26 protein-coding genes are annotated in these 24,452 nt (G+C 69.0%); 15 read left to right on the top strand and 11 right to left on the bottom strand.

All coding sequences use genetic code 11. The annotated features are described in order from the left end of the window. Positions 1–66: 66 nt before the first annotated feature. The 5 genes from aroH to ACIA8G_RS26775 all read right to left on the bottom strand — a co-directional run bounded on the left by aroH (position 67) and on the right by ACIA8G_RS26775 (position 3,705). The gene (gene aroH, locus ACIA8G_RS26795; protein WP_396421415.1) at positions 67–429 is read right to left on the bottom strand and encodes a chorismate mutase; all 363 of its coding nucleotides are present in this window, start codon (positions 427–429) and stop codon (positions 67–69) included. Between the two features lie 45 nt (positions 430–474). Continuing rightward, on the bottom strand, positions 475–807 hold the full coding sequence (locus ACIA8G_RS26790; protein WP_396421414.1) for an STAS domain-containing protein: 333 nt from the start codon (positions 805–807) through the stop codon (positions 475–477). Between the two features lie 8 nt (positions 808–815). After that, positions 816–1,562: an ATP-binding protein gene (locus tag ACIA8G_RS26785; protein ID WP_396421413.1), complete on the bottom strand. Its 747-nt coding sequence runs from the start codon at positions 1,560–1,562 to the stop codon at positions 816–818. Continuing rightward, positions 1,562–2,452 carry a hypothetical protein gene (locus ACIA8G_RS26780; RefSeq protein WP_396421412.1) on the bottom strand — a complete coding sequence of 297 codons (891 nt, stop codon included), beginning with the start codon at positions 2,450–2,452 and terminating at the stop codon, positions 1,562–1,564. Before ACIA8G_RS26780 ends, ACIA8G_RS26785 begins: the two co-directional genes overlap by 1 nt. Positions 2,453–2,604: 152 nt before the next feature. After that, positions 2,605–3,705, bottom strand: a complete 1,101-nt coding sequence (locus ACIA8G_RS26775) for a DUF1015 family protein (RefSeq protein ID WP_396421411.1) — start codon at positions 3,703–3,705, stop codon at positions 2,605–2,607. Positions 3,706–3,723: 18 nt separating this feature from the next. On the opposite strand from ACIA8G_RS26775, the gene ACIA8G_RS26770 reads away from it, so the two are divergent. The 9 genes from ACIA8G_RS26770 (at position 3,724) to ACIA8G_RS26730 (ending at position 12,908) form a co-directional block, all read left to right on the top strand. Further along, a complete protein-coding gene (locus tag ACIA8G_RS26770) occupies positions 3,724–4,197 on the top strand; it encodes a cation:proton antiporter regulatory subunit (protein WP_204766773.1) in 474 nt (157 codons plus the stop codon). 26 nt (positions 4,198–4,223) lie between these two features. Next, entirely contained in the window at positions 4,224–5,375 is a 1,152-nt protein-coding gene (locus ACIA8G_RS26765) for a cation:proton antiporter (protein WP_396421409.1), read from the top strand. A gap of 326 nt (positions 5,376–5,701) precedes the next feature. After that, positions 5,702–6,856 carry a S8 family serine peptidase gene (locus ACIA8G_RS26760; protein ID WP_396421408.1) on the top strand — a complete coding sequence of 385 codons (1,155 nt, stop codon included), beginning with the start codon at positions 5,702–5,704 and terminating at the stop codon, positions 6,854–6,856. Beyond that, complete coding sequence (locus tag ACIA8G_RS26755) at positions 6,857–7,075, top strand: hypothetical protein (protein WP_396421407.1); 219 nt, start codon at positions 6,857–6,859, stop codon at positions 7,073–7,075. It abuts the gene before it with no gap. Between the two features lie 94 nt (positions 7,076–7,169). Further along, positions 7,170–7,592: a DUF6319 family protein gene (locus ACIA8G_RS26750; protein WP_396421406.1), complete on the top strand. Its 423-nt coding sequence runs from the start codon at positions 7,170–7,172 to the stop codon at positions 7,590–7,592. A gap of 298 nt (positions 7,593–7,890) precedes the next feature. Further along, positions 7,891–10,509: a LuxR C-terminal-related transcriptional regulator gene (locus tag ACIA8G_RS26745; protein WP_396421405.1), complete on the top strand. Its 2,619-nt coding sequence runs from the start codon at positions 7,891–7,893 to the stop codon at positions 10,507–10,509. A gap of 326 nt (positions 10,510–10,835) precedes the next feature. After that, a complete protein-coding gene (locus ACIA8G_RS26740) occupies positions 10,836–11,459 on the top strand; it encodes a LuxR C-terminal-related transcriptional regulator (RefSeq protein WP_396421404.1) in 624 nt (207 codons plus the stop codon). A 407-nt stretch (positions 11,460–11,866) separates the two neighbouring features. Continuing rightward, complete coding sequence (locus tag ACIA8G_RS26735) at positions 11,867–12,388, top strand: hypothetical protein (RefSeq protein WP_396421403.1); 522 nt, start codon at positions 11,867–11,869, stop codon at positions 12,386–12,388. Positions 12,389–12,596: 208 nt separating this feature from the next. Next, positions 12,597–12,908, top strand: coding sequence for a hypothetical protein (locus ACIA8G_RS26730; protein ID WP_396421402.1), 312 nt, complete (start codon positions 12,597–12,599; stop codon positions 12,906–12,908). Here ACIA8G_RS26730 and ACIA8G_RS26725 read toward each other — a convergent pair. Further along, entirely contained in the window at positions 12,905–13,876 is a 972-nt protein-coding gene (locus ACIA8G_RS26725; protein WP_396421401.1) for a zinc-binding alcohol dehydrogenase family protein, read from the bottom strand. The genes ACIA8G_RS26730 and ACIA8G_RS26725 overlap by 4 nt on opposite strands. Position 13,877: 1 nt before the next feature. Next, on the bottom strand, positions 13,878–14,678 hold the full coding sequence (locus ACIA8G_RS26720) for an SDR family NAD(P)-dependent oxidoreductase (protein WP_396421400.1): 801 nt from the start codon (positions 14,676–14,678) through the stop codon (positions 13,878–13,880). 139 nt (positions 14,679–14,817) lie between these two features. Here ACIA8G_RS26720 and ACIA8G_RS26715 point away from each other — a divergent pair, with 139 nt between their 5' ends. Continuing rightward, complete coding sequence (locus ACIA8G_RS26715; protein WP_396421399.1) at positions 14,818–15,570, top strand: SDR family oxidoreductase; 753 nt, start codon at positions 14,818–14,820, stop codon at positions 15,568–15,570. A 2-nt stretch (positions 15,571–15,572) separates the two neighbouring features. Then, positions 15,573–16,025 carry a MaoC family dehydratase gene (locus ACIA8G_RS26710; RefSeq protein WP_396421398.1) on the top strand — a complete coding sequence of 151 codons (453 nt, stop codon included), beginning with the start codon at positions 15,573–15,575 and terminating at the stop codon, positions 16,023–16,025. 3 nt (positions 16,026–16,028) lie between these two features. On the opposite strand, the gene ACIA8G_RS26705 is transcribed toward ACIA8G_RS26710, so the two are convergent. Next, a complete protein-coding gene (locus tag ACIA8G_RS26705) occupies positions 16,029–16,595 on the bottom strand; it encodes a TetR/AcrR family transcriptional regulator (protein ID WP_396421397.1) in 567 nt (188 codons plus the stop codon). A gap of 39 nt (positions 16,596–16,634) precedes the next feature. On the opposite strand from ACIA8G_RS26705, the gene ACIA8G_RS26700 reads away from it, so the two are divergent. Continuing rightward, positions 16,635–17,684 carry a DUF2855 family protein gene (locus tag ACIA8G_RS26700; protein WP_396421396.1) on the top strand — a complete coding sequence of 350 codons (1,050 nt, stop codon included), beginning with the start codon at positions 16,635–16,637 and terminating at the stop codon, positions 17,682–17,684. Between the two features lie 19 nt (positions 17,685–17,703). On the opposite strand, the gene ACIA8G_RS26695 is transcribed toward ACIA8G_RS26700, so the two are convergent. Together ACIA8G_RS26695 and ACIA8G_RS26690 are read right to left on the bottom strand one after the other, a co-directional pair. Then, complete coding sequence (locus ACIA8G_RS26695; protein ID WP_396421395.1) at positions 17,704–18,810, bottom strand: glycosyltransferase family 4 protein; 1,107 nt, start codon at positions 18,808–18,810, stop codon at positions 17,704–17,706. Beyond that, a complete protein-coding gene (locus ACIA8G_RS26690; RefSeq protein WP_396421394.1) occupies positions 18,783–19,940 on the bottom strand; it encodes a lipopolysaccharide biosynthesis protein in 1,158 nt (385 codons plus the stop codon). The genes ACIA8G_RS26695 and ACIA8G_RS26690 overlap by 28 nt, the downstream gene beginning before the upstream one ends. 166 nt (positions 19,941–20,106) lie before the next feature. Between ACIA8G_RS26690 and ACIA8G_RS26685 the strand changes: the two genes are divergently transcribed. From ACIA8G_RS26685 to ACIA8G_RS26675, 3 genes are read left to right on the top strand one after another with little or no spacing between them, the layout of a single operon-like run. Then, positions 20,107–22,872 carry an arabinosyltransferase domain-containing protein gene (locus ACIA8G_RS26685; protein ID WP_396421393.1) on the top strand — a complete coding sequence of 922 codons (2,766 nt, stop codon included), beginning with the start codon at positions 20,107–20,109 and terminating at the stop codon, positions 22,870–22,872. Continuing rightward, positions 22,869–23,372 (top strand): phosphatase PAP2 family protein, encoded by a 504-nt coding sequence (locus ACIA8G_RS26680; protein ID WP_396421392.1) that lies wholly within the window; start codon positions 22,869–22,871, stop codon positions 23,370–23,372. Before ACIA8G_RS26685 ends, ACIA8G_RS26680 begins: the two co-directional genes overlap by 4 nt. Next, positions 23,369–24,259: a decaprenyl-phosphate phosphoribosyltransferase gene (locus ACIA8G_RS26675; RefSeq protein WP_396421391.1), complete on the top strand. Its 891-nt coding sequence runs from the start codon at positions 23,369–23,371 to the stop codon at positions 24,257–24,259. Before ACIA8G_RS26680 ends, ACIA8G_RS26675 begins: the two co-directional genes overlap by 4 nt. Here ACIA8G_RS26675 and ACIA8G_RS26670 read toward each other — a convergent pair whose 3' ends face one another. Beyond that, a complete protein-coding gene (locus tag ACIA8G_RS26670; RefSeq protein ID WP_396421390.1) occupies positions 24,260–24,445 on the bottom strand; it encodes a DUF397 domain-containing protein in 186 nt (61 codons plus the stop codon). Between the last annotated feature and the right edge of the window lie 7 nt (positions 24,446–24,452).

Below are 24,452 nucleotides of genomic sequence, written 5' to 3'. Positions count from 1 at the left end.
TGGTGCGGACGCTCACACCGCAGGCGGGACGTCTTCGGTGAGCAGCCGCGGCGATCAGCGCCGCGGTCAGTGGTTGAGATCGGTCCGCAACGCCGCCGCCCCACGCAGGTAGACGTGCTTGACCGACGACCGCGGCAGCTCCGTCTCCACGTGCGCCAGCAGCCGGATCACGCGCGGCATCGCACCCGGCACCGCGATCTCGGTGGCGGACAGCAGCGGCACGTCCGAGAGGCCGGCCAGGCGCGCGGCGTAGGCGGGGAACTCGGACGTCAGGTCGGGTGTGGCGGTGAGCACGACGCTGATCAGGTCGTCCGGGGACAACGCGTTGCGCTCCATGACCTCGCGCACCAGCTCGGCCGTGGCCTCCAGCAGCAGCTCGCGCGAGTCCGCGTCGATCTGCGTGGCTCCTCTGATCGCTCGTACCGCCATGCCATCGACACTAGCGCGGTCCGGCCGCGGACGCCCGCACCGTCCTCATAGGACTGTCTTGGCGTCCACGACGATGTTGGGGTACCGCAGGGTGAGTCCGAGCAGGTTGACGACATAGGCGGCCCACCCGCCGCCGAGCAGCACGAGCCGCCGCGGTCCCAGCAGGTTCGCCGTCTCGATCAGCACGTGCACGCCGCTCGACCCGATGAACGTCAGCTGCCTGAAGTCGATCACCACGTCCCCGGCACCGTCCCCGAACGCGCACGCCAACGCCAGCTCGGACCGCAGCAACTCGCTGGTGCTCAGGTCGACCTCACCGGTGAGCGTCACCACCGCGCCGCGGCGACTCACCTCCAGCAGGCCAGGTTCGGGTTCCATCGTGCGCCTCACGGGTCTGGAGACAGCAGGTCGCGCACCGCCGCGAGCACACGCAGTGGGTGCGCCGGTTTCGGTATGTAAGCATCGGCAACTCGAGTGGCCGGCTCGATCGCCGAAACGGCTACAACCGGCACTCCGAACGTCCGCGCGACGGCCGCGAACCTCGTCCCCTCACCATGAGACGTCAGCAGGTCCACGATCGCCAGCGCGGGCGGCGTCTCCAGCGCCGACTCGGCCTCGCCGATCGTCGTCACGAGCGTCACCTCGAAGCCTTCGGCGTGCAGGAACGAGGCCAGCGCCTGGCCGGAGAACCGGTCGCCGTCCACGAGCAGCACGCGCGGGCGTCCCGGTGGCGCGGGCAGCTCCGGGACGCCCGCGCGCGACCAGACCCGCACGAGCGCACTCACGACCGTGCCGGGCCAGGTCGGTTTGCCGGGCCGCACCTGCACCTCGTCGGCGATGCCGAACAGCAGCCGCAGCCCGAGCGGGCGGACCGCGTCGGCCACGCCCAGGTCGAACACCCCGTCGTCCTCGATCGTCAGCAGCACCGCGTGGTCACGCGGCTCCCACGTCACCCCCACGATCGACGCACCCGCGCGTTGCACCGCGTTGTCGGCGGCCTCGGCCACCGCGAGCAGCACGTCACGCGCGTCGTCGACGTTCAGCCCGGACTCACCGGCGAGTTCCCGCACGAAGGCCCGGATCTCGGGCAACGAGCCCGGGATCGCCGGAAACCAGCGGGTCTGCGCGCTCATCACGCCGCGTGCGACGGAGCCGCCAGCAATGGCGTGATGAGCTCCCTCAGCCTGGTAGCGCTGCGTCTGCCCGCTTCGTCGTGCAACGGCTCGAGCTTCTTGCGCGTGCGGGCGGACATGATGTCGCCGGCCTGTTCGACGGCCAGGACCCCGACCGCCGCCGCCTCGTCCACGTCACCTTCCACGAGGTGGTTGAGCGACAACGCGATGAGCGCGAACGACCGGCTGCGTGCCATGTCGTCGCGATATCCCGCCACCGCCTGGCGCAACGACGCGATCGCCGGCCGTGCGTAACTCTGGTCGACCGTGCTCGCGAGAGCGGTGTAGACGACACCGGTGATGCCGGCGAGGTCGTTCACGTCGAAGAACGCCGCCCACGGCGGGGCATCGTCCACGTCCGCGCGGGCGAACTCGTCGTGTGCGCGCCCCAGCAACGCCAGCGCGGCCACCCGCTGCCCCAGTTCGGCGTAGCACCACGCCTGGTTCGCGGCGAGGATCGCGTTCGTGTGGTGGCTCGTCGCGACGAGCCCGGCGAGCCGGAACATGCCGAGCGCCTCGGCGGGCCCACCGTGGTGCAGGTGGACCCGCCCCATCCGATAGCGGATGTTCGCCACCAGGTCCCCACCCTGGGCGAAGTTCAGGGCGAGGTGGAAGTGGCGGTGCGCCGACCCTCCGAGCCCGGCGTCGAAGGCGGTCCACCCGGCGAGCGAGTGCAGTTCCGCGATGGCGCACCGGAAATCACGGCGTACCGCGTCATTTGCCGAATGCGCGAACGCCTTGTCACACCACGACAACAAGGCCTGCACCTGGGTGCGGCACGCCCATCCGCCGTAGCGGTAGTCGACCGCTCGCAGCGCGGAGGTCATCGCCCTCAGGTGCTTGACGTGCACAAGTCCAATCTTGGATTGAGGCGGCGGTAACGAGGGTGACGCGTCGTGGCGCATCTGTAGTTCTCCATGGCGGGCTCGGGGGGACCGTGCAGATGAGTCTGTTCCCGAGGCCGACCGGCAAACAGGGCCGAACGAATCCGCCCGGCAGGGCCCTACGGGGTGAGGTCGGCCAGCAAAAGCCCGCTGCGCGGCTTGGGAGTGAAGTAAGTGCTCTTTCGGGGCATTTTCCTGCCCGACAGCACTTCCTCCATCGGCACCGGCGCGATCAGCAGGACCGCCTCCGCCTCGACGGACGGGTCCACCGCCGGCCGCACGCACGGGCTCTCCGGGTCCAGCCCCAGCGCCTCGCCCAGCAGGAGCGACTCCACCACGGCGTGGTCGATCCCTTGCCCCGCAGGCAGTTCGACCCGCAGCACCTCGTCCGCGCACCGCACCACGACCACGCCAGGCGCAGGATCGACGACGTACGGCAACGGCGACACCCTCAGCCCGACCCGCCGCCACGCCGTCACCAGATCGGACGCACCCAAGCCGGTACCCACGATCGCCCGGTGGATCGGCCCGACCCGCAGCCCCGGCCCGGACGTGACCAGCGCCAGCAGTCCGGACAGGCCCGCCGACCGCGCCGCCGCGACCCGGTGGTTGCCGTCCGCCACGAGCAACGGATGCGCGCCCGCCGCCTCCAGGAACGCGTCCTGCAGCGATCCCGGCCCGACCAGCCACACCCAGTGCCGCCGCCCGCCCGAGTCCACAAGCGACACCGCGGGCTCCTCGGTCATGCCGAGCACCAACGAGGTCAGCCCGTCGTGGAGCGTGATCGGGATGAGCATCGCCGCACTCGTGGCGATGCCGAGCGACGCCAGCACCTGGCCGCGTTCGGCGACAACGTCCGGGTAGACGTCCTCGGTGTGCGCGATGGCGTCCGGGTCGACCAGGCACAGCAGCCCGCACGCGGTGCCGTCCGGTCCGTCCACCCGGTACGGCGCGACGACGTCGGTCACCTCCCGGTACGCCCGCCTGACCAGCACCGCGAGCTCGGCACGGGCGTGCGGCAGCGCGTCCAGCAGGCCTGTTCCCGCCGCCAGCGCGGCCGGCGTGCGGTGCGGGTGCTGGACGGCGAGCAACGTGCCGTGCGGCGCTCTGGCGAGCGCCCCGATCACCTGACCGGGTTCGGCGAACTCGTCGACGTCCGGGCCGGGCACGCGGTCGCGCACCACCCACCCGCGCCGTACTGGGCGTACTCGCAGAGACATCCACGTATCATGATCCCTGTGAACGTAGAGATCACGCCCTTGCCGGGAATCGGGACGCGCCAGGACTTCATGATCCGCGCCGGCCGGCGCGTCGGGGTGATCACCTATCGGGACGGCCGGTTCGAGCTGATCCTGTCCAAAGCGTCGGATCCGGACTCCTGCGCCGCCTCGATACCCCTCTCGCCGGAAGAGGCGAACACGCTCGCGGGCCTGCTCGGCGCGCCGCAGCTCGTCGCCCACCTGCGCGAGGAGCACCGCGACATCACCGGCATCACGACGCGTCAGCTGCCGGTCACGGCGTTCGCGAACCACACGCTCGGTGAGACCGCCCTGCGCACCAGGACCGGTGCGTCCATCGTGGCCGTCGTGCGCTCGGGCAACGCGCATCCGTCGCCGGGCCCCGACTTCATCTTCGAGAACGGTGACCTCGCGGTCGTCGTCGGTACCGCGGAGGGCCTCGACGCCGCCGCTGAGATCCTCCACGGCGGTTAATCACAGTGCACGAGACAACAATCGCCATGATCCAGCTTGGCGCGGTGTTCTTCGGCCTGGGGCTGCTCGGCCGCGTCGCTCGCCGGATCGGCATCTCGCCCATCCCGCTCTACCTCCTCGGCGGGCTCGCGTTCGGCGTCGGCGGTTTCGTTCCTTTACAAGGCATTCAGGAGTTCACGCACCTCGCCAGTGAGATCGGCGTGGTGCTGCTGCTCCTGCTGCTGGGTCTCGAGTACTCGGCCTCCGAACTCACCACGGGGCTGAAGAAGTCCTGGATGGCGGGTGTGCTGGACCTCGTGCTGAACGCGGCACCGGGCGCGATCGCGGCGTTGCTGCTCGGGTGGGGCACGGTCGGCGCGCTGGCGATGGCCGGCGTCACCTACATCTCGTCGTCGGGCATCGTCGCGAAGGTGCTCGGCGACCTGGGCCGGCTCGGTAACCGCGAGACGCCGGTCGTGCTGTCGGTGCTGGTGTTCGAGGACCTGGCGATGGCCGTGTACCTGCCGGTGCTGACCGCGGTGCTGGCGGGTGTGAGCTTCCTCGGCGGACTCACCTCGGTCGGCATCTCGCTGCTCGCGATCACCGTGGTCCTGGTGGTGGCGTTGAAGTACGGCCGGTTCATCTCGGCCATTGTGGACAGTCCGGACCACGAGGTGTTCCTGCTCAAGCTCCTCGGCTCGGCGTTGCTGGTGGCCGGCATCGCCTCGCAGCTGCAGGTGTCCGCGGCGGTCGGCGCGTTCCTGCTCGGCATCGCCATCTCCGGGTCGACCGCCGAGAACGCCACGCGCCTGCTGGAACCGCTGCGAGACCTGTTCGCCGCCATGTTCTTCGTCGTGTTCGGACTCAACACCGACCCGAACTCGATTCCACCCGTTCTTGGAATCGCCGTGGCGCTGGCCGCGGTGACCACGCTGACGAAGATCTTCACGGGCTGGTGGGCGGCACGCCGTCAGGGCATCGGGAAGATGGGACGCATGCGTGCTGGTGTGGCGCTTGTGGCACGTGGTGAGTTCTCCATCGTCATCGCCGGGCTGGCGGTCGCCTCCGGTCAGGTGCACTCCGACCTGGCGGCCCTCGCGACCGCGTACGTGCTGCTGATGGCGATCCTGGGGCCGATCGCGGCCAAGTACGTTGAGCCGATCGGAGAATTCTTCCAACGCCGCGGGCAGACTGTGTGACACGGCGAGAAGTCTCGTGCCGCCTTGGCAGCACGAGACTTCCTCACCGCAAGACAAGAGCTGCTGACCTCAGAGCATGGCCTCGGCGTCCCAGACCTGAACCAGCAGCTTCTCGGCCTCGGTTCACCATCGAAGGTAGGGACGCCGTCACACGCCCGGCCAGGTAGTCAGGACCTAAGGGCAAGCATGTAGGTCATGAGGGCAACCGTCTGCAGCATTGGGCCGATCGGGGATATCTTGCGCCCGAAACGGCCGATGGACTGAAACGAGTGCCCCGTGCGGACGACTCTCTAGTAGGGCTAGACGGAGAGTAGGGGCGAAACGTCATGACCGAACCCGCGGAAGTGGAGACCACTGGGCGGTTCCTGGTGCTGCTGCAGGAAGACGCCATCGATGAGGGGGTGGCCGAGCTCGGCGCGATCGCCGGGTTCGACCCGAACACAGGTGATATCGGCTCGGACACCATGCAGGTGTTCCCCGAACTCGGCGTCGCGGTGGTGTCGGGGGATCCGAACCTGCTGGCCGAGCTGAACGGTGCCGCGGACCGGCCCGGCCCGGTGCAGATCGTCGAACCGGAACGCGTGGTGCACGCGTTCGACGCCGCACGTGCCGAGGAGAAGGAAGCCGCGGCCGACGAGTCCGTGCTGACCTGGGGCCTGCAGGCGGTCGGCGCGGACGTCAGCACGGCGACCGGCAAGGGCGTCAAGCTCGCCGTGCTGGACACCGGCTGGGAGAAGAACCACCCGGACTTCGAGGGCCGCGCGATCACCACGAAGTCGTTCATCACCGGTGAGGACGTGCAGGACGGCCACGGCCACGGCACGCACTGCATCGGCACGTCCGCGGGCCCGCGCAAGCCCGCCACGCTGCCCGGCTACGGCGTGGCGTTCGAGGCGGAGATCTTCGCGGGCAAGGTGCTGTCGAACGCGGGCTCCGGCTCCGACGGCGGCATCCTCGCGGGCATCGACTGGGCCGTGGCCAACGGCTGCGCGATCATCTCGATGTCGCTGGGCGCGGACGTGCCGGCCGGCACGCCGTACTCGCAGATCTACGAGACCGTGGCGCAGCGCGCGATGGCCAAGGGCACGCTGATCATCGCGGCCGCAGGCAACGCGTCGACGCGCCCGGCCCGCGTCGCGCCGGTGGGCCACCCCGCCCGCTGCCCGTCCATCATCGCCGTGGCCGCGATCGACGTGAACCGCGCGATCGCGTCGTTCTCCTCCGGCTCGGCGGACAAGATCGGCCAGATCGACGTGTGCGCTCCGGGCGTGGACGTCTACTCGTCGTTCAAGCTGCCGGAGAAGTACCGGCGCCTGCGCGGCACGTCGATGGCGACCCCGCACGTGGCCGGCGTCGCCGTCCTGATCGCGGAGAGGACCGGCGCCCGCGGCTACGAGCTGTGGGCACGTCTGGCCGGCACGGCGCTGCGGCTGCCGCTGCCGTCCACCGACATCGGCACCGGGCTCGTCCAGGCGCCCTAGATGTCGGCGGTCGACCAGGTGATGGTCTCCGTGACCGAGGGCAGTCTCCCGCGGGTGCTCGACGACCTGCGGGAGGCCGGCCTGGTGGTGGACACGGTGCTGGAGGCGCTGGGCGTCGTCACCGGCACCGCGGAGGTCCGGGCGATCCCGGCGCTGCTCGCCGTTCCGGGTGTGATGGACGTGGAACGGCAGTGGCGCGTGCAGCTTCCTCCGTACTGACTAGGCTCTGCTGCGACCCCCACCGCGATCGATCGAACACGTGTTCTATGATTGTGCGCGGGGTCACGTCGTTGCGGAGAGAGGAAACCTGATCGTGTCGGACACGCTCACCGAGGTGCAGGCAGTCGAGGAGACCGTCGTGGAGGAGACTCCGGCGGCGTCGGCCCCCGAGGTCGAGGCTCCCAAGACCGAGGCCGTCAAGGCCGAGAAGCCGAAGCCCGCCCGCGCCAAGAGCACGGCGAAGAAGACTCGCACCGTCGAGCTCACGCTCACGGTGACCGGCACCGCCGAAGGTGAATGGCAGGCCGACCTGGTCCACGGCACGCAGCGTGTCGTGTCGGGCCTGGTCATCCCCGCCATCGCCGTGGCGAAGGCGGCCAAGGAGCTGCACGTGGACATCGCGGAGGGCATCGAGTCGGTGCTCGAGGCGGCGCGCGACCAGCACCGCACCCGCATGGAGGAGCTCGAGGCCGAACTGGCCAAGGTGAAGGCCCAGCTGGCTGAGCTTTCCGAGTAACACCAGCGCGAACTGGAAGGGGCGGCCCGCTTCGGCGGACCGCCCCTTCTCGCATGCGACGAAGGTCTGCTGGAACAGCGCCGGTTGTCCTACCTTTGGCTGATTCTCAACCCGTCGCGAAGCGGATGTCCGAGCGCAACGTCCGCGCTAGCTTCGTCCTCGCCAAGCAACATCCCCCGCGACGAAGGTCGGCAACATGTCCGCACCGGCCGTCGAGTCCACATGCGACACACAGTCACTGTCGCATGTAGATGAACTAGAAACTTTGTTGTCTGTGGTCGCAGTAGGCGGAGGGGTCGTGGAGGAACGCGGATCCGGTGAAGACCCCGGCGACGGGCCGAGGCCGGATGCGGCGGCTCAGGCGGGCGCCTATGCGGACCGGCTGGCGGAGCTGGCGGTCGCGGCGCTGAGGGCGGACAAGCCCGAGGATCAGGCGGCGGTGTTGCTGGAGGCGCAGCGGGTGGCGGCGTGGGGGTTGCGCCAGGCGGTCTCCCATGCGCGAGTGTCGGGGTTGAGCTGGCGGGATCTGGCCGGAGCTCTGCGGGTGCCGGCAGCGTCGCTGCACCGGAAGTACCAGGCAGGCGGTGGGCTGTTCCCCGGTGGCGATTCGTCGGAGTGTCCGATCGCGTCGCGGGAGCTCGCTGGTGCGGACACCGGGAGTCGCGGGCTCTGCGAGGTGTCGCGGGGATTGCCGGAGTTGCCGTTGGACCTGTTCGTCGGGAGGGACTGCGAGGTCGCTGATCTGTCCCGGGCGGTGCGGCGCCACCGGCTCGTGACCGTGACGGGCCCTGTGGGGGTGGGGAAGACGCGGTTGGCGTTGGAGATCGCCCACCAGAGCGGTGCGTTGTTCCGCGGCGGGGTGTTCTGGGCACCGCTGATCGGTGTGGCCCCGCATTCCGACGCGCAGTCGATCGCCGCGGCCGTCACCGCGGCAGTGCAGATCGGTGCGCAACACGTACCGCTCGGCGCGGCGTTGGAACGGCTGACGTCGAGCGGTGCCGTGCTGTTGATCGTGGACAACTGTGAGCACGTCGTCAGCGGCAGCGGTGAGCTACTGCACGATCTGCTGGCGGCGCATCCGCTGGTGACGGTCCTGGCGACCAGCCGCGCAGCCCTGGACGTGCCCGGTGAGGCACAGTTCCGCCTGGAGCCGTTGCCGGTCGTTCCCGCTGATCCCGCCGATCCGCAGCGGGCCGGTTCCGCTGCCGCCCGGCTCTTCACAGACCGGGCCCGCCTCGCCGCACACGACGTTTGCCTGGCAGGCCACGAACGGGTCATCGCCGAGATGTGCAACGCCCTCGACGGGATGCCCTTGGCCATCGAACTCGCCGCCAGACAGTGCGCGGTGATGCCGGTGACCGCGTTGCCCGTGCACATCGGCCGTCAATTGGATCTGGCGGCGTCCCGGCCGGGCGCGCACCGTCTCCACAAAGGGTTGCGTGCCGCGATCGCGTGGAGCTACGACCTGCTGGATCCGGTGGAACAAGCCCTGTTCCGGAGATTGGCCCTGCTACCTGACGGTGCCACCGATCTCACCGCGGTCGCGCTCAGTCGCGGCCTGGGCCTGGATCGGGCCGGTGTCTGGGCTGTCCTGAGCACGCTCACCGCCAAGTCCATGCTCACGCCGGGCAACACCGAACCGGTCCGCTTCGGCATGCTCACCGCGATCCGCGAGTACGGCCGGGAGCGACTCGACGCGCACGGCGAAACCCTTGAGGTGACCGAACTTCTCGTCGACTGGCTGACCACCTGTGCCGACAGCTATCTCGACGAGCTGCACGTCGACAACGGAGAAGCTTTCGCGGAGGCAGCTGCCTTTCAGTTCGCCGCGGACACGGCGCGCCGAGGGCATGATCCGCGGTATCCGAAGCTCGCCCTCTGGCTCGCCTGCACGATGCTGGGCAACGGAAATCTGGACGGGGGCAGGAGAGTGCTCGCTTCTCTGCTCGAACCAGGAGACCTGCCGCCAGAGGCCGAAGCACGGGCGCACGCAACGATGGCGTGGGCGCAGGTGTTTCTGGGCGACACCGCCGCGGCGATCGAACACGCCGGGCGCGCCCAGGCCATCGCGCTCGCCGAGTGCGGCCCGCTCATCCAGGCCCACGCCAGGATGGCCATGGCCATGGCGGTGTGCAGTGACCCCGCTCAGGCGTTGAGTCATGCTCTGGAGCTGACGTCGTTCCTCCGCGCGAAGGGGCTGACCGCGCTACTACCGCGTGCGTTGAACAACGTGGCCTGGTTCCTGCTCACCAACGGCCAGGTCGAGGAAGCGGTGGTCGCCGCGGACGAGATCCTCGCCTTGGGCGAGGATGCGCTGGATGCCCCGGAACATCACACCGTGGGATCCGTTGCCCTTGCTACCGGCGACCTCCAACGGGCCTCGGCCCACCTGGTCCTCGGCCTGGCGAACAGCGGCAGCCCCGTGCGCCGGACACAACTGGTCGAAGGCCTGGCCTGCGTTGCCGCCGCACAGAACAGACCCGAGCGCGCGCTCCAGCTGTTCGCCGGCGCCGCCGCGCAGCGAGAACGCCTGGGATTCGCGAACGAAGAATGGTTCGAAAAACAGATCGCCGCGGCACACGCCTTTGCCCTGACCCAGGTGACTCCGTGCGAGGCGGCTACCGCGGACAAGGCCGGAGCTCGCCTCAGCGTCGACCAACTCGTCAGCCTTGCCCGCGAGGACCCCTCCACCGTGCCGGGACCGGAGACGCCGCTGACCGAACGTGAAACCGCTATCGCCGTTCTGGTCGCTCGCGGCTACACGACCAAACAGATCGCCGCCCGGCTGAAGTTCGCCCCGAGCACAGTCGGGGCCTACATCGCCAACAGCCGCGCCAAACTCGGGCTCGCCAATCGCGCCGAACTCGCCGCCTGGACAGTCCGCCACCACCCCGAACTCCTCAGCGACGGGCCCTGACCTGGAGTGGGCGGCTACCGAGTCTGCGCGTCTCAGTCTGAGACGCCGGCGCTTCCTCGATCGACACCAGGACTCGTCGAACGCGGGGCCCGTCAAGCCCAGTGAGCTGGGATTTATCACTGTCGGCCACATTCTGATCGCAGCACGCGATCAGCGGGAAACTCTGATCAAATCACCATGTAAATGGTGACCGGGGCGTTCATAGACTCTGATCAGAAGGAAATCTGAACACAAAGGCGCTGCACCAGGCAGGCCCCGCGTTCGGGGAGTCGTTGCCTCATGTCAGTTGCCCTTTTGGCGGCTTGGCTCGAATCGGAGAGAACCTCGTGGAGACACTTCGCATCTCGGTCCACGCACCGGATCCGCTCGCCTCGGCGGGCCTCATCAGCATGCTGGAGGCACAGGACGGAAGCCAGGTCGTGGCGGGCATCGACGCGGAAGGTGTCGATGTCCGGGTGGTGGTGACCGACGAGCTGAGCACGGACCTGTTGTGCGTGCTGCGCCAGGCCGCCAAGCACGAGCGAGTTCCCGTTGTACTGGTGGTGACCAAGTTGCAGGAGGCGCAACTGCTGGCCGCCGTCGAATGCCGGGTGGTGGCGGTCCTCCCCAGAGCCGCCGCCACCTCCGAACGGCTGTTGCACAGCATTCGTGCCGCCGCAGCGGGTGGTGGTGTGCTGCCTCCGCCGCTACTGGGTGAGGTGCTGCAGCACGTGCAGCGTCTCCAGCGCGAGCTGTTGGTACCCAAGGGAATGGACGCCGCGGGACTCAGCCCGCGTGAGATCGATGTCCTGCGGATGGTGGCGGATGGCTGGGACACCGCGCAGATCGCGGTCAAGCTCTGCTACTCCGAGCGCACGGTGAAGAACGTGCTCTCCGCGCTCACCCAGCGACTGAAGGTGCGCAACAGACCGCACGCGGTGGCATACGCCCTGCGCACCGGAATGATCTGAGCAATCCTGCAACGCCTCCGGCTGGTGACGGCAGCAGGCCCCCCGCAGCGAGAGTGAGCACGAGGTCGCCGACGCAGCCACCTTCGTGGTAGCTCGCCAATGGCGCTCCCAGTACAGTGGTCCAGGATTTGTTAAGTCTGCTCCCAATTGAGTCTCCATCCGGCTGAGACCCGAACGGGACGTCGCACAGCGCAACTTTGCCCCTGGAACCGCATCTGTTGCCCGAAAGGGCACCTTCCCGGTCCAACCGGCCGATCATCGGCGTCAGGGCGTCTGTCCACAGTAGATGGAAGACACGCAGAAGGCCTGCCTCAACGGGAAATGAGAGCCTCAAGCAGAGCAACCCGTCGCGGTGGGACACGTCTTTTCGGATGACAACCTCACACCTTCCTCGGAGGAGGTCTCCAGTGCGCACCACTGTGGCCCGATCGATCGCCGTTGGTCTGACGCTTGCCGCGGGCACCTTGCTTTCGGCCTGCTCTGGACAAACCAGTGCCGGTCCGCCGACGCAAACGTCCACGCCGACCACGACCTCAGGCACGGCTTCCGCTACCCCCACCGCGAAGTCCACCGCGAAGTCCACGCCGCCCCAGCAGAGCCAGGTCGCAACGGGCAAGCCCCAGCAGGGCACGAAAACGTCCAGCGGCAAATCCGTCAACTGCAGCGCGAACGGTGGCGGCAAGGTCGGCCCGGCGGGCGGCAAGCAGGTCGATCTGATCGCCGAGGCCACCCAGGCGGGCACGGTGGGATGCACCGAGGCCTTCAACGTGATCTCCGACTACTACCGTGACGCCCCGACCAAGGCCGAGGGCACCGCCCGCGTTCTGGTGGTCCAAGGCTGGACCTGCATGGCCGACACCGGCGCGCAGGGCTCTGGGGCCATCGGTTGCGGCAAGGGAGGACTGTCGTTCCACACAGGACAGTCCTGATGGTGTCACTCGGTAGTTCGGGCAACTTCCTCGGACGCTGGAGGCTCACCGCGCTCGCCTTGTCGGCAGCTCTGGTCACCACGACGACAGCCGTCGCACTCGCGGAGGAACCGGACACGCCCAGGGCGGGGAAACGCGACCACAGCATCACGCTGATCACGGGTGACCGGGTGGACGTGGCAGGCGAGCGGGCCGGGCGAAGGTGCCGGTGCGCACCTACACCGAGAACAACCGCCGGCACGCGGTGCCTGTCGACGCACAAACGTTGGCAGGGAAAGGAAACCTCGACACGATGCTGTTCGACGTCACGTCGCTGGCCGAGTTCGGGTACGACGCCGCGCGCCGCACGACGGTGCTGGTGATCGTGCAGCAGACGCAAGAAATCGGGCAGCGTCTGGAAGTCGCCGCGTGGTGGCGGTGGACCAGCTCGGTCCGGCGCGACAGAGCGAAAGGGCACGCGGGGAGCTTTCGTGCGCTAGGAGTGCACGAAAGCTCCCCGCGTGCCGTCAGAAACGGCTAGCGCGACGGGTCGAGCACCAGCTTGCCGGCGGTCTTGCGCGCCCGCAGGTCCTCGTGCGCCTGCCGGATCTCGCCGAGCCCGTACTCGCCGCCGGGAACGGCCTTGAGCTTCCCGTCGAGAACGAGCTGGAACAGCTCCGCCATCGCTCGATGCGCCAACGTCCCGTGCTCGGCGTCGCGCACCCTCAGGGCGTGCGGCAGCCACATACCCGCAACGGTCGTGGAGTGCACGAGCAGTGCCCCGAGATCGACCGGCTTCGGCCTCTCTCGCGAGGCCATGCCATAAAACGCAAGGCGCCCAAACGGAGCCAGCGCGACCAACGACTGGTCAGTGGTAGCACCCCCGGTCATGTCCAGCACGATGTCGACCCGGCGACCACCGTTCGCCTCCATCAGGGCCGCCGTCATGTCCTCGGCACGCGAGTCGATCGCCACGTCCGCGCCGAGGTCCAGCGCCAGCTTCCGCTTGTCGTCCGACGATGCCGTGGCGATGACCCGCCCGGCGCCCCACAGCTTGGCCAGCTGCACCGCGATCGTGCCGACACCACCGGCGGCGGCGTGCACGACGACCGACTCACCGGGCTCCAGGTGAGTCGACTTCCGCAGCAGCAGCCACGCCGTGGCACCCTGCACGACCAACGACAGCGCGGTCAGGTCGTCCACGCCGTCCGGCACGTCGAACGTCGTCAGCGCGGGCGCGACGGCTTTTTCCGCGTACCCGCCGGAGTTCTTCGTCAGCGCGACGACGCGACGTCCGTCCTCGGTGGTACCGGCGACTTCACCGCCGGGCACCAGCGGCAGGCTCATCTTGGCCAGGTAGGAGTTCTCCGCCTGGTGCGTGTCGGCGTAGTTGAGGCCGGCGCGGCTGACGTTGATCAGCACCTCGCCCTCGGCCGGCACCGGGTCGGGCAGCTCCACCTGCTGGAGCACCTCGGGCCCGCCGAACTCGGTGATCTGGATGGCACGCACGTCAGCTCTCCTTGAGCACGATGGAAACGGGGTCCTTGTGGGCGGCTTCGACACGCGAGCCGTCCGCGGCGCGAGGCCCTGGCGGGTTGCGGAAGCCGAACGGCTCCGACGGCCGGCCGGACTGCACGAACCAGGCCTCACCGGTGCCGGAACCCTCCACAATGGACATGAAGGCGTCCACCACGGCCGACACCGGCAGGATCGGCATGCCGATGTCCTCCAGCGTCGAGCGCAGCGGCGTGATGATGTTGGTGTCGGCGAACGCGGGACACAGCGCGTTCACGCGCACGTCGGAGTAGGCGCCGCCCAGCGAGCGCACGAGGCCGACGACAGCGGCCTTGTTGGCGCCGTAGACGGGGTCGCCCGGCATCGGCATGAGACCGGCCATCGAGGCCGTGGCGATGATCTGACCGCCACGCTCGCGCAACGCGGGCAGAGCGGCGTGCACGCCGTAGACGACGCCGTCGAGGTTGATGGCCATCGCACGGCGGTACGTCTCGACGTCGAAGTCGTCGCCCAACGAGCAGCCGGTGCCGATCCCGGCGTTCAGGAACGCGATGTCCAGGCCGCCGAACTCTCGCACGGCCACCGCGACCGCCTCCGCGGAGTCCTCCTGCGAGGTCACGTCGCAGCGCACGAACACGCCGCCAACCTCGTCGGCCACGACTTTGCCCTGGTCAGCGTCGATGTCGGCGATCACCAGGCGCGCCCCGCGCTCCGCGAGACGGCGGGCGGACGCGGCACCGATGCCGTTGGATCCGCCGGTGATGAGCGCGACCTTGCCGGTGAGTTCCACGGGCACCTGCCTCCTTGGCGACGACGACTGGTCGACATTCCGACCAGTCGGTATGGTCGTCCGCACAGCGCTGGACGTCAAGCGGACTGATAGGTACGTTACTAAGCGCTTGCTTAGCTCACCATCCCCCAATGAAGGAGGACCCGTGGCCGACAGGGTTGCGATCGTCACCGGCGCGGCTCGTGGCATCGGTGCCGCGGTCGCGCAGCGTCTCGCCGCGGACGGCCTGGCCGTCGCGTTGCTCGACCTCGACGAGCAGGGTGTGCTCGACGGCGCCGACAAGATCGTCGCGGGCGGTGGGCGCGCCATCGGCCTGAAGGTCGACGTCTCCGACGAGGAGCAGGTCAACGCCGCGGTCGCGAAGGTCGCCGAGCAGCTCGGCGCACCGACAGTGCTGGTCAACAACGCCGGCGTGCTGCGCGACAACCTGCTGTTCAAGATGAGCGCGAGCGACTGGGACACGGTCATGAACGTGCACCTGCGCGGCGCGTTCCTGATGAGCAAGGCCGTGCAGGCCTACCAGACGAAGGAAGGCTTCGGCCGCGTCGTCAACCTGTCGTCCACGTCGGCTCTCGGCAACCGCGGCCAGGCCAACTACTCCGCCGCCAAGGCCGGTCTGCAGGGCTTCACCAAGACCCTCGCGATCGAGCTCGGCAAGTTCGGCGTCACGGTCAACGCGATCGCGCCCGGTTTCATCGCCACCGAGATGACCAAGGCGACCGCCGAGCGCATGAAGATCTCGTTCGAGGACCTGCTCAACGGCGCCGCGCAGACGATCCCGGTCGCGCGCGTCGGCCAGCCCGAGGACATCGCGCACACCGCGTCGTTCCTCGTCAGCGAGGGCGCCGGATTCGTGTCCGGCCAGGTCATCTACGTCGCCGGCGGACCGAAGGACTGAGCATGCGCGCATTCGAGAACATCGACGAGCTGGTCGCCGCCAAGGGCGAGCACCTCGGTTTCGGCGAGTGGCACGAGGTCACGCAGGAGCAGGTCAACCTGTTCGCCGACGCGACGCTGGACCACCAGTGGATCCACATCGACGTCGAGAAGGCCAAGAAGGGCCCGTTCGGCGGCCCGGTGGCGCACGGCTACCTGACGCTGTCGCTGGTGCCGTTCCTCGTGCGCGACATCTACACCGTCAAGAACATCAAGATGGGCGTGAACTACGGCAGCAACAAGGTCCGCTTCCCGCAGCCGGTGCTCGTCGGCGCGCGCGTGCGGGCCGGCGTCGAACTGCTGGACATCACGGACATCGCGCTGGGCAAGCAGCTCGTGACCAAGGTCGTCATCGAGATCGACGGCGGCGACAAGCCCGCCTGCGTGGCCGAGATCGTCAGCGTGATCGTGCCCTAGTGGTCAGGCGCTGAGGCTGTGGATCAAAAGATCCGCATAGTGCTCCGCCAGCCGCCCGGCCGGGATCTCCCCGTCCGGGCGGTACCACGTACCCAGGTGGTGCAGCGATCCGAAGAAGTAGTGCGTCGCGAGGTCGGCGGGCACGTCCGCGCGGAACGTCCCGTCGGCCTGCCCCTCCTCGACCAGCGAGCGGAACTTCTCGTGGTAGCGCCGCCGTTCCGCCCGCACTTCCTTCTGCTTCTCGGCGGACAGGTGGTCGATCGACCGGAAGAACACCTTGGCGGCGTCGAAGTTGTCGACACTCGTGACGATCACGTCGATGGCCGCCTCACGCAGCCGCCCGGTGATCGGCCCGTCACCCGCCGCGATCTTGTCCAGCCGTTCGGTCTGCATGCGCAGCAACCGCCCGTAGATCTCGTGCAGCAGATCGTCCTTCGACCCGAAGTAGTGGTACATCGCGCCTTTGGTGACACCGGCGCGTTCCACTACCTCCTGCACGGCGACGCGTTCGTACCCCTTGTCCGCGAACAGGCGGGTGGCGGCGTCGATCAGTCTTTCAGGCACGGTCACGTCTCGGAGCGTACCTCCCGACCAAGGAGAATCCTGGCAATGATCAGTCGCTGGACCGTCGTCGTCGACCGCGACGACCTCACCAAAACCGAAGTGCTGCACGACGAACTCTCCGCCGAACTCGGCGACTGCGAGATCCTGCTGCGCGTCAGCCACGTCGGCCTCACCGCCAACAACGTCACCTACGGCGTGATCGGCGACATGATCGGCTACTGGCGCTTCTTCCCCGTGGCGGCCGAAGGCCGTGGCGTCATCCCGGTGTGGGGCTTCGCCGACGTCGTCGACTCCACTTTGGACGCCCTGCCTGCCGGCACCCGCGTCTACGGCTATCTGCCGATGGCCAGCCACCTCGTCGTCCGCGCCCGACTCACCTCAGCCGGCTTCGTGGACACGAGCGACCACCGCGCCGACCTGCCGGCCGTGTACAACAGCTACCTCGTGACGTCGCAGGATCCCGCCTACGACGCCGAGATCGAAGACCTCCAGGCCCTGTACCGGCCGCTGTTCCTCACGTCGTTCCTGCTCGCCGACCAACTGGCGGACAACGACTTCTACGGCGCCCGGACCGTCGTGATCTCCTCGGCCTCCAGCAAGACGGCGTTCGGCACCGCGCAGTGTTTGAAAGGTCAGGGCGTGCGGGTGGTGGGCCTCACTTCGCCGCGCAACGTGGAATTCACCACCGGCCTGGGCCTCTACGACACCGTGCTCCCCTACGACGCCGCCGTGGACGTCGAACCGTCGGTGTACCTGGACTTCAGCGGTTCGGCCGACGTGCGCTCAACCCTGCACGACCGGCTCGGCGCATCGCTGGTGAAGGACATCTCGATCGGCCTCACCCACCAGGCCGCGTCGGCGGACCCGCGCACGCAGTTCTTCTTCGCCCCGGACCAGGTCCGCAAGCGCACCGCCGACTGGGGCTCCGACGGCCTGGCTCAGCGCTTCGGCGCGGCCTGGCGTGCCTTCACCGGTCAGGCCGGCGAGTGGGTCGGCGTGGTGCGGCACAGCGGGCCGGACGAGCTGATCGAGGTGTGGCAGGCCGTGCTGGCGGGCAAGACGAACCCCGATACGGCCGACGTGATCACCTTCTGATCAGGCCGGACCAGCCTCTTCACGATCGTCGAGCGTGTTTCTCGAACAGCGCTTCGAAGGCGTCGAGCACGGCCGGGACGCTGAACTTCGTCGCGGCCGTGCCGTCGGAGACCGGCGGCTCGTCGCGCAGCGACTGCAACCCGGCCGTGATCGCGGCCGCGTCACCGGGCGGAACGATGAGCCCGAAACCCGTCTCCCGCACCGGGATGCGTACGCCGGGCAGGTCACTCGCCAGCACCGGCACCCTGGCGAGCATGGCGACGACCTGCACGATGCCGAACGCCTCGAACGCGTTCACCGAAGGGAGCGCGAACACGTCCAGCGAGGCGTAGAAGTCCCCGAGGTCGTCGTCGGGCACGAACCCGAGGAGCTTGATCCGCGGGTCGCCGTCGACGTGCTCCCGCACGCGGGCGATGACGCTGCCCCCGGCGACGTTGCCGAAGTCACCGCCGATCAGCAGCCGCGCGTCCGGGTCCTGCAGCGCGCGAAAACCGTCGACCAGGTGCTCGACGCCCTTCTCCTCCACGATCCGGCCGAGGAACCCGATGTGCAGACCGTCGCCGTCCCTGAACCGCGGGACGCCCTCGGGAACCGGGCGGCACGGCGGCGGCACGGCGGTCATGTGCGGCCGGATCGACGGCCACAGCCGGCTTTCCCGCGCGTAGTCCTCACTCGTCACCGCGACGGCTGCCGCGCGGCGCATCGCCAACCGGCTGGAGGCGTCGATCACCTTGCCCTGCACCGAGTTCACCAGGCCGGGTGGCAGGCTGACGTCGCAGTGGTAGGTCACGACGACCGGGCACTTCGCCAGGGCCGCCACCGGGCCGGCCTCGAGCATCGGCAGGTGGAGGTTGAGCACGTGGGCGTTCGCTGAGGCTTCACGCACCATCGTGACGAACGCCGGGCTGATCACTCCCTTGCCGAACCGGGCGAGCACCGGCGCGCGGCTCACCCGCACGCCGTTGATGGTCTCCTCGTGCGGCAGCGACGGGTCGTGCCGGGTGGTGACCACGCGGACGCGCTTCCCGCGCTCGGCGAGCCCTTCCGCGACGTCCCTCGCGAAGTTGGTCAGGCCCGACACGTACGGCGAGTAGTAGGTCAGGGCGATGACGAGGTCGTCGAGCACAGTTCGCTCTCCTGTCGTGGGGAAATGAGCAGCCGGACTCCGGCGAGCCAGCCGACGAGAGATCCGGCGAGGAAGGCGATCTCCGCGCGCAGCAACAGATCCGGGATGAGGGCGAACGTCACCGCCGCCGTCGCGACGCCGGCCAGCCAGCACCACGCGACCCGGCTGTGCAGAGCGTCCGCCACCAGCGCCTGCGTGGTGACGATCAGCCCGAGGTGGGCGACGACGCCGAGGGCGATCAGAGCCAGATCCACAGAGGACACGACGTAGAGAGCGCCGAAGACGAGTCGCACCAGCCACGGGCCGATCGTGAACGCCACGGCCACGCCCGCGGCACCGGCCACCACGAGCACGATCGCCAGCCGTGTCACGACAGTGCGCATCGGCCGCCCGGTCATCACCGGCAACAGCGCTGTCTGCAACGGAACCGCGACGAACAGCGGGACCCTGGCGAGGAGGAAGGCGGCGAGGAACACGCCGGCCCTGGCACGTTCGCCCGGAGCGGCGACCGCGGTCACCAGCACCGGAATGCCGTTGAGCAACAGCTGCGCACACACGGATCCGACGAGCAACGGTGACACCGCGCGCGCGATGTCACGCACGGGCACCTCGCCCTCTCCCTGCCACCAGAGGCCGGCCAGCACGGGCAGGTGGGCGACCGCGACAGCTGCCACGAGCGTCCACTCGAACTGCGCACTCGTGGTGGCCCCGAGCCATCCGGCGAGCAGCGCGAACACCACGCGCAAGGCGGTGTCGACCACCAGCAGAGCGCCATGCCACGCCAGCTTCCCACTGCCGATCAGCACACCCCGCACCAGGAACTGCCCCGCGGACAGGAAGCACAGCACCACGACGGCCGGGGACACGAAAACCGCCGCCGCACACTCGACGACCGCGATGGCGAGCGCGACCACGGCGGCCGAACGCAGCGCACGAGGACCGAGGCGCGCCAGTTCCTGTTCCACGGGCAGGAAAGCACCGAACCCGACGAGCAGCGCGATCGACCAGAACGCACCGAAGTCGCTGTACTCCGCCGGTGAGACGTTGCGTGCGACAACCGCGAGGTAGGCGTTGACCAGAAGTCCGGACAGGACGACGCACACCCCGACGAAGCTGAGCGCACGGACCATGGGCGGCACGATATCTGCCACGAATTGGCGATTTTCCCGCCCGAAACACAAATCCGGGGTATGGCAACGCAGACGTAGCAAAGCGCGGTCCGCGCGCGCTTCCCGCGTAACGGGCGGTGGCTAGCTTCTGACGCCTCGCCCATCCGAAACCTTAGGACAACGGCGCGTGACGACCGAAACGATTCCGCTCGCCCCCGAAGCACCTGCCACGACCACTCGGCCCGAGTCGAGGAGGAGACGGTTGCTGGCCGTCGCCGTCTGCTCGGGCGCACTCACCGTGCTGTTGTCGGCACTGATGCCGCTCGCGCCCGTGACGATCAACGATCCGACCGTCAACTGGCCGGCGGACGCGTCCGCGCCGCGTTCCTCGATGCTCGCGCTCAGCGCCTACCGTCCATTCGAGATGGACGTGCGGTTCGGCTGCGGAACGGTGCGTGCCGCGCAGGCCGCCGGTGGCGTGGTGTTCGCGACCGTCAACCCGTCCGACCCGGCACGCGGCCTCGTCGTGAAGGCGGAGAACGATCATCTTCTGGTGAGCGGGGTCGCCGCGCTGGACGAGCCGGTGCCTTCTGGCGACTGCATGTACCAGATCCGCGGCGATCGCGACGGCCTGAGCATCCTGCACAACGGCACGGAGATCGGCCGGTCCGCGACCATGCCGGACGTCCACGTGCTGGCGACCTCGGTCACCAGCCTGGACGTTCCCGACCTGTCCGCGCGGATCCGGGTGGACGACCAGTTCAGCACCAGTCCCTCACCGCTGAAGATCGTGCTGATGGTGCTGCTCGCACTGGCCGCGGCGACCGCGTTCACCTGTCTCGTGCTGCTGGACCGGCGCGTGCGGCGTGAGCCGGGGCGGTTCCGGTTGCGGCTGAGTCCTGTCGATCTGGTCGTGCCCGCGGTGATGGTGCTCTGGCTGTTCCTGGCACCCATGTCCGACGACGACGGCTACTACAGCGCGATGGCCAAGAACGTGCCGTTCGAAGGTTACGTCGGCAACTACTACCAGATCCTCAACCAGGGCTTCACGCCGTTCTCCTGGTTCTACTACTTCCTCGCCAAGTGGCAGGTCTTCGGCTTCTCCCCGGTCGTGCTGCGCATCCCGGCACTGCTGTTCGGCCTCGTGACGTGGTTCGCCGCACGTCGTTACGTGTCGGGGAAGTTCAGCGGAGTCGTACTGGGCGCGGCGTTCCTGGCGTGGTGGCTGCCGCTGGACATGGGTGTGCGGCCCGAGGGCGTCGTGACCATGTGCGGCATGCTCACGCTGCTGGCGGTGACGGCCGCGGTCGAGCGGCGGCGACTGGCGTTGCTCGGCGCGGCCGTGGGTGTCGCGGGCATCGGGTTCTTCGCGCACCCCACCGGTTTCACGACGCTGGCCCCACTGCTGGCGGGCCTTCCGTTCGCGTGGAAGCTGCTGACCGAGAACGCGGGCTGGCGCACGGTCGTCGCGAGGACGCTCGCGGTGCTCTCACCCGGCGCGGTCGCGATGATCATGGCGTTCAGCGACGGCAGCCTGCGCGACTTCCTGTACGCGCAGGAGATCTTCAAGAAGATGGCGGGTTCCGAGTCCTGGTACACGGAGTTCGCTCGCTGGATGTTCCTGCTGAACCAGGGCGACGCCATGGCGAACTACGCCAAGCGGGCGCCGGTGCTCGTGTGCGTCGTCGCGCTGGTCTGGTTCGTCGTGCTGGTCACGGCCGCTCGGGCACGCCGGATCGACGTGCCACCGCGGCTCGCGCTGGCGGGCTGGTCGACGATGTTCGCGTTCTTCCTGCTGTGGTTCACGCCCAGCAAGTGGACGCACCACTTCGGCAGTCTCGCCGGCATCGGCTCGGTGTTCATCGCGTTGATGTTGCTCAGCTCGGTGCCGTTGATCCGTGAACTGACCGCGGACCGCCGCGTGCCGGTGCCGGTGCTGCTCGGCGGCATCGTCAGCGTCGTCGCGATGCTCGGGCTGGCCGGGCACGGCGCCAACAAGTGGCCCTACTCGTGGCACCTCGGGCTGCCGCTCGCGGGCGTGCCACCGCACGTGTCGGTGCTCAAGTTCGACAAGCCGTACTGGTGGCTCCTGCTGATCGCGATCGTGGCGTTCGTCCTGCACCGGCGGGGCAAGGGTTCCTACGCCCCGGTCATCGCGATACCGATCGTGGTCGTGATGTTCTTCGCGGCCAGCATCACCTATCTGGTGGGCGGTTTCGCGGTCGCGACCGTGCGCACGCTGGACACCTGGTCGCCGTGGGCGGCGAGCGTCCAGGACCCGCTCGCACGGCGCTGCGTCGCGGCGGACGCGATCGACGTGGCGACACCACGGCCGCTGATCCCGTTGCCGGACAGGTGGTACGCGATCCAGAACGACGAGATCGCGACCGTCGTCACCGGAAAGCCCACACCGGTCACCTACGAATACGCGACGTCGAACGCGCAGGTGCTCAGCACGGGTCAGCTCACCGACGACGTGGACAGCACGCTGCACCGCACCCTCGTGCTGCCACCGGCACCGGCCGGCGCGACGCAGGTGCGGCTCACCGGCGAGGGCCGGTTCACCCCGCCCGCCGCGCAGAAGTACCAGTCGCTGCGGGAGTTCCTGCCGCGCGAGTCGGCCGTCGGCGTGGCGTGGCAGATCGCGTTCCTGTTCCCCTGCCAGCGCCAGCCGCGCATCCAGGACGGTGTGATCGAGCCGATCTCCTACGCCGTGCAGTGGGGTGACACACAGGTGCTCGGCCTGAGCGACGCGACCTGGCAACCCGTGCGCGGCGCGCTGTTCGGCGACGTCCTGTCCTCGCAGGAGGTCACCGCGTTGCCGGCGCGGCTGCGGGACTTCCCCGGCAAGTACCCGATCCAGGTGTACCAGACCAAGCCGCTCTACCAGACCGGTCAGTACACCGTCACCCACAACAGCCAGGCCCGCCTGGGTTGGGAGGGCATCAGATGAGCGATCGCGAAGCGGCGGCACTGGTCGCCGTGCAGACGGCGCTCGCGAGAGGACCTGTGGTGCGTGCGGCCCGCCTGTTGTCGTTCTTCGGTGAGCACAGCGGTGGCTGGCTCGCGCTGGGCGTCGCGGGTGCGGTCCTCGACCGCCGGCGCCGTCCGGAGTGGACGGTCGCGGCCGCCTCCGTGGTGGCCTCGCACGCGGCGTCCATCGCGGTGAAGCGCGTGGTCCGCCGCCGGCGTCCGCACCACGAGGACGTCCAGGTGCTGGCGGGCACGCCGAGCAAGCTGAGCTTCCCGTCTTCACACGCGACCTCCACCACGGCCGCCGCGATCGCCTACGGCGCGCTGACCAACCAGCCGCTGGTGCCGCTTCTGGTGCCTCCGATGGCGATCAGCAGGCTGGTGCTGGGCGTGCACTACCCGACGGACGTGCTGGCGGGCGCGGTGCTGGGTGCCGTGGTGGCACGCGGTGTGCGCCGCATCGTGTGGGGGCGTCGATGACCGTGGCGACCCAGACCCAGCCGTCGGTGTTACGCGGACTGATCAGGACCGCCCGGCCACACCAGTGGACGAAGAACGTCCTCGTGCTGGCCGCCCCGTTCGCGTCGAGCAGGATCACGGAAACGGCCGTGCTGCGCTCGGCCGCGCTGGCGTTCGCGGCGTTCTGCTGCGCGGCCTCGGCGGTGTACCTGATCAACGACGCGAAGGACGCGGACGCCGACCGCGCCCACCCGAAGAAGCGCGACCGGCCGATCGCGGCGGGCATCGTGCCCGTGCCACTCGCCATCACCACGGCCGGAGTGCTGATGGCGGCGTCCCTGGCGATCGGCGCGATGGCGAGCTGGAAGCTGCTCGTGCTCATGGTCGTCTACCTGGGGGTGCAGCTGGGCTACTGCTTCGGCCTGAAGCACCAGCCCGTGCTCGAACTGTGCGTGGTCGCCTCGGGCTTCCTGCTGCGCGGCATCGCGGGCGGTCTGGGCGCGGACATCGTGCCGAGCCAGTGGTTCCTGCTCGTGACGGCGTTCGGGTCGCTGTTCATCGTGGCGGGCAAGCGGTATGCGGAAATCACGCTCTTCCACGACACCGGCGCCGCGATCCGCCACTCGCTGACCAAGTACTCCGCGACCTACCTGCGGTTCGTCTGGGCCACCTCGGCCGCGGTCATGAACATGACGTACGGCCTGTGGGCGTTCGAACTGGGCCAGCGCACCGGCAGCCCGTGGGCCGCCCTGTCCATGGTCCCGTTCGTGATCGCCGTCCTGCGCTACGCCGTCGACGTCGACAGCGGCAAGGCGGGCGCCCCGGACGACGTGGCCCGCTCCGATCGAGTCCTGCAGTCGCTGGGCCTCGCCTGGGTGGTCACCGTCGCCCTCGCCATCTACCTCTGATCAGCCGTCGAGCTCCCCGCCCTTGACGGTGGCGAGGAACGCACCCCAGGCGGGCGCCGCGACAGTGGCGTCCGCCTGGCCCTTCGAGTCACGGATGCGCGCGACGGACCCGTCCAGGGCTATCTCCACGCAGGCGGAGTCCTGTGCGCCGTTACTGCGGCTGCTCTTGCGCCACGCAGCAGACACCTTGATC

Origin of the sequence: Lentzea sp. NPDC051213 (genome assembly GCF_044455585.1) — a bacterium.
Classification (GTDB): domain Bacteria; phylum Actinomycetota; class Actinomycetes; order Mycobacteriales; family Pseudonocardiaceae; genus Lentzea.
Note: the sequence above shows the minus strand (reverse complement) of the source record. Positions and strands in the feature narration are given on the sequence as shown.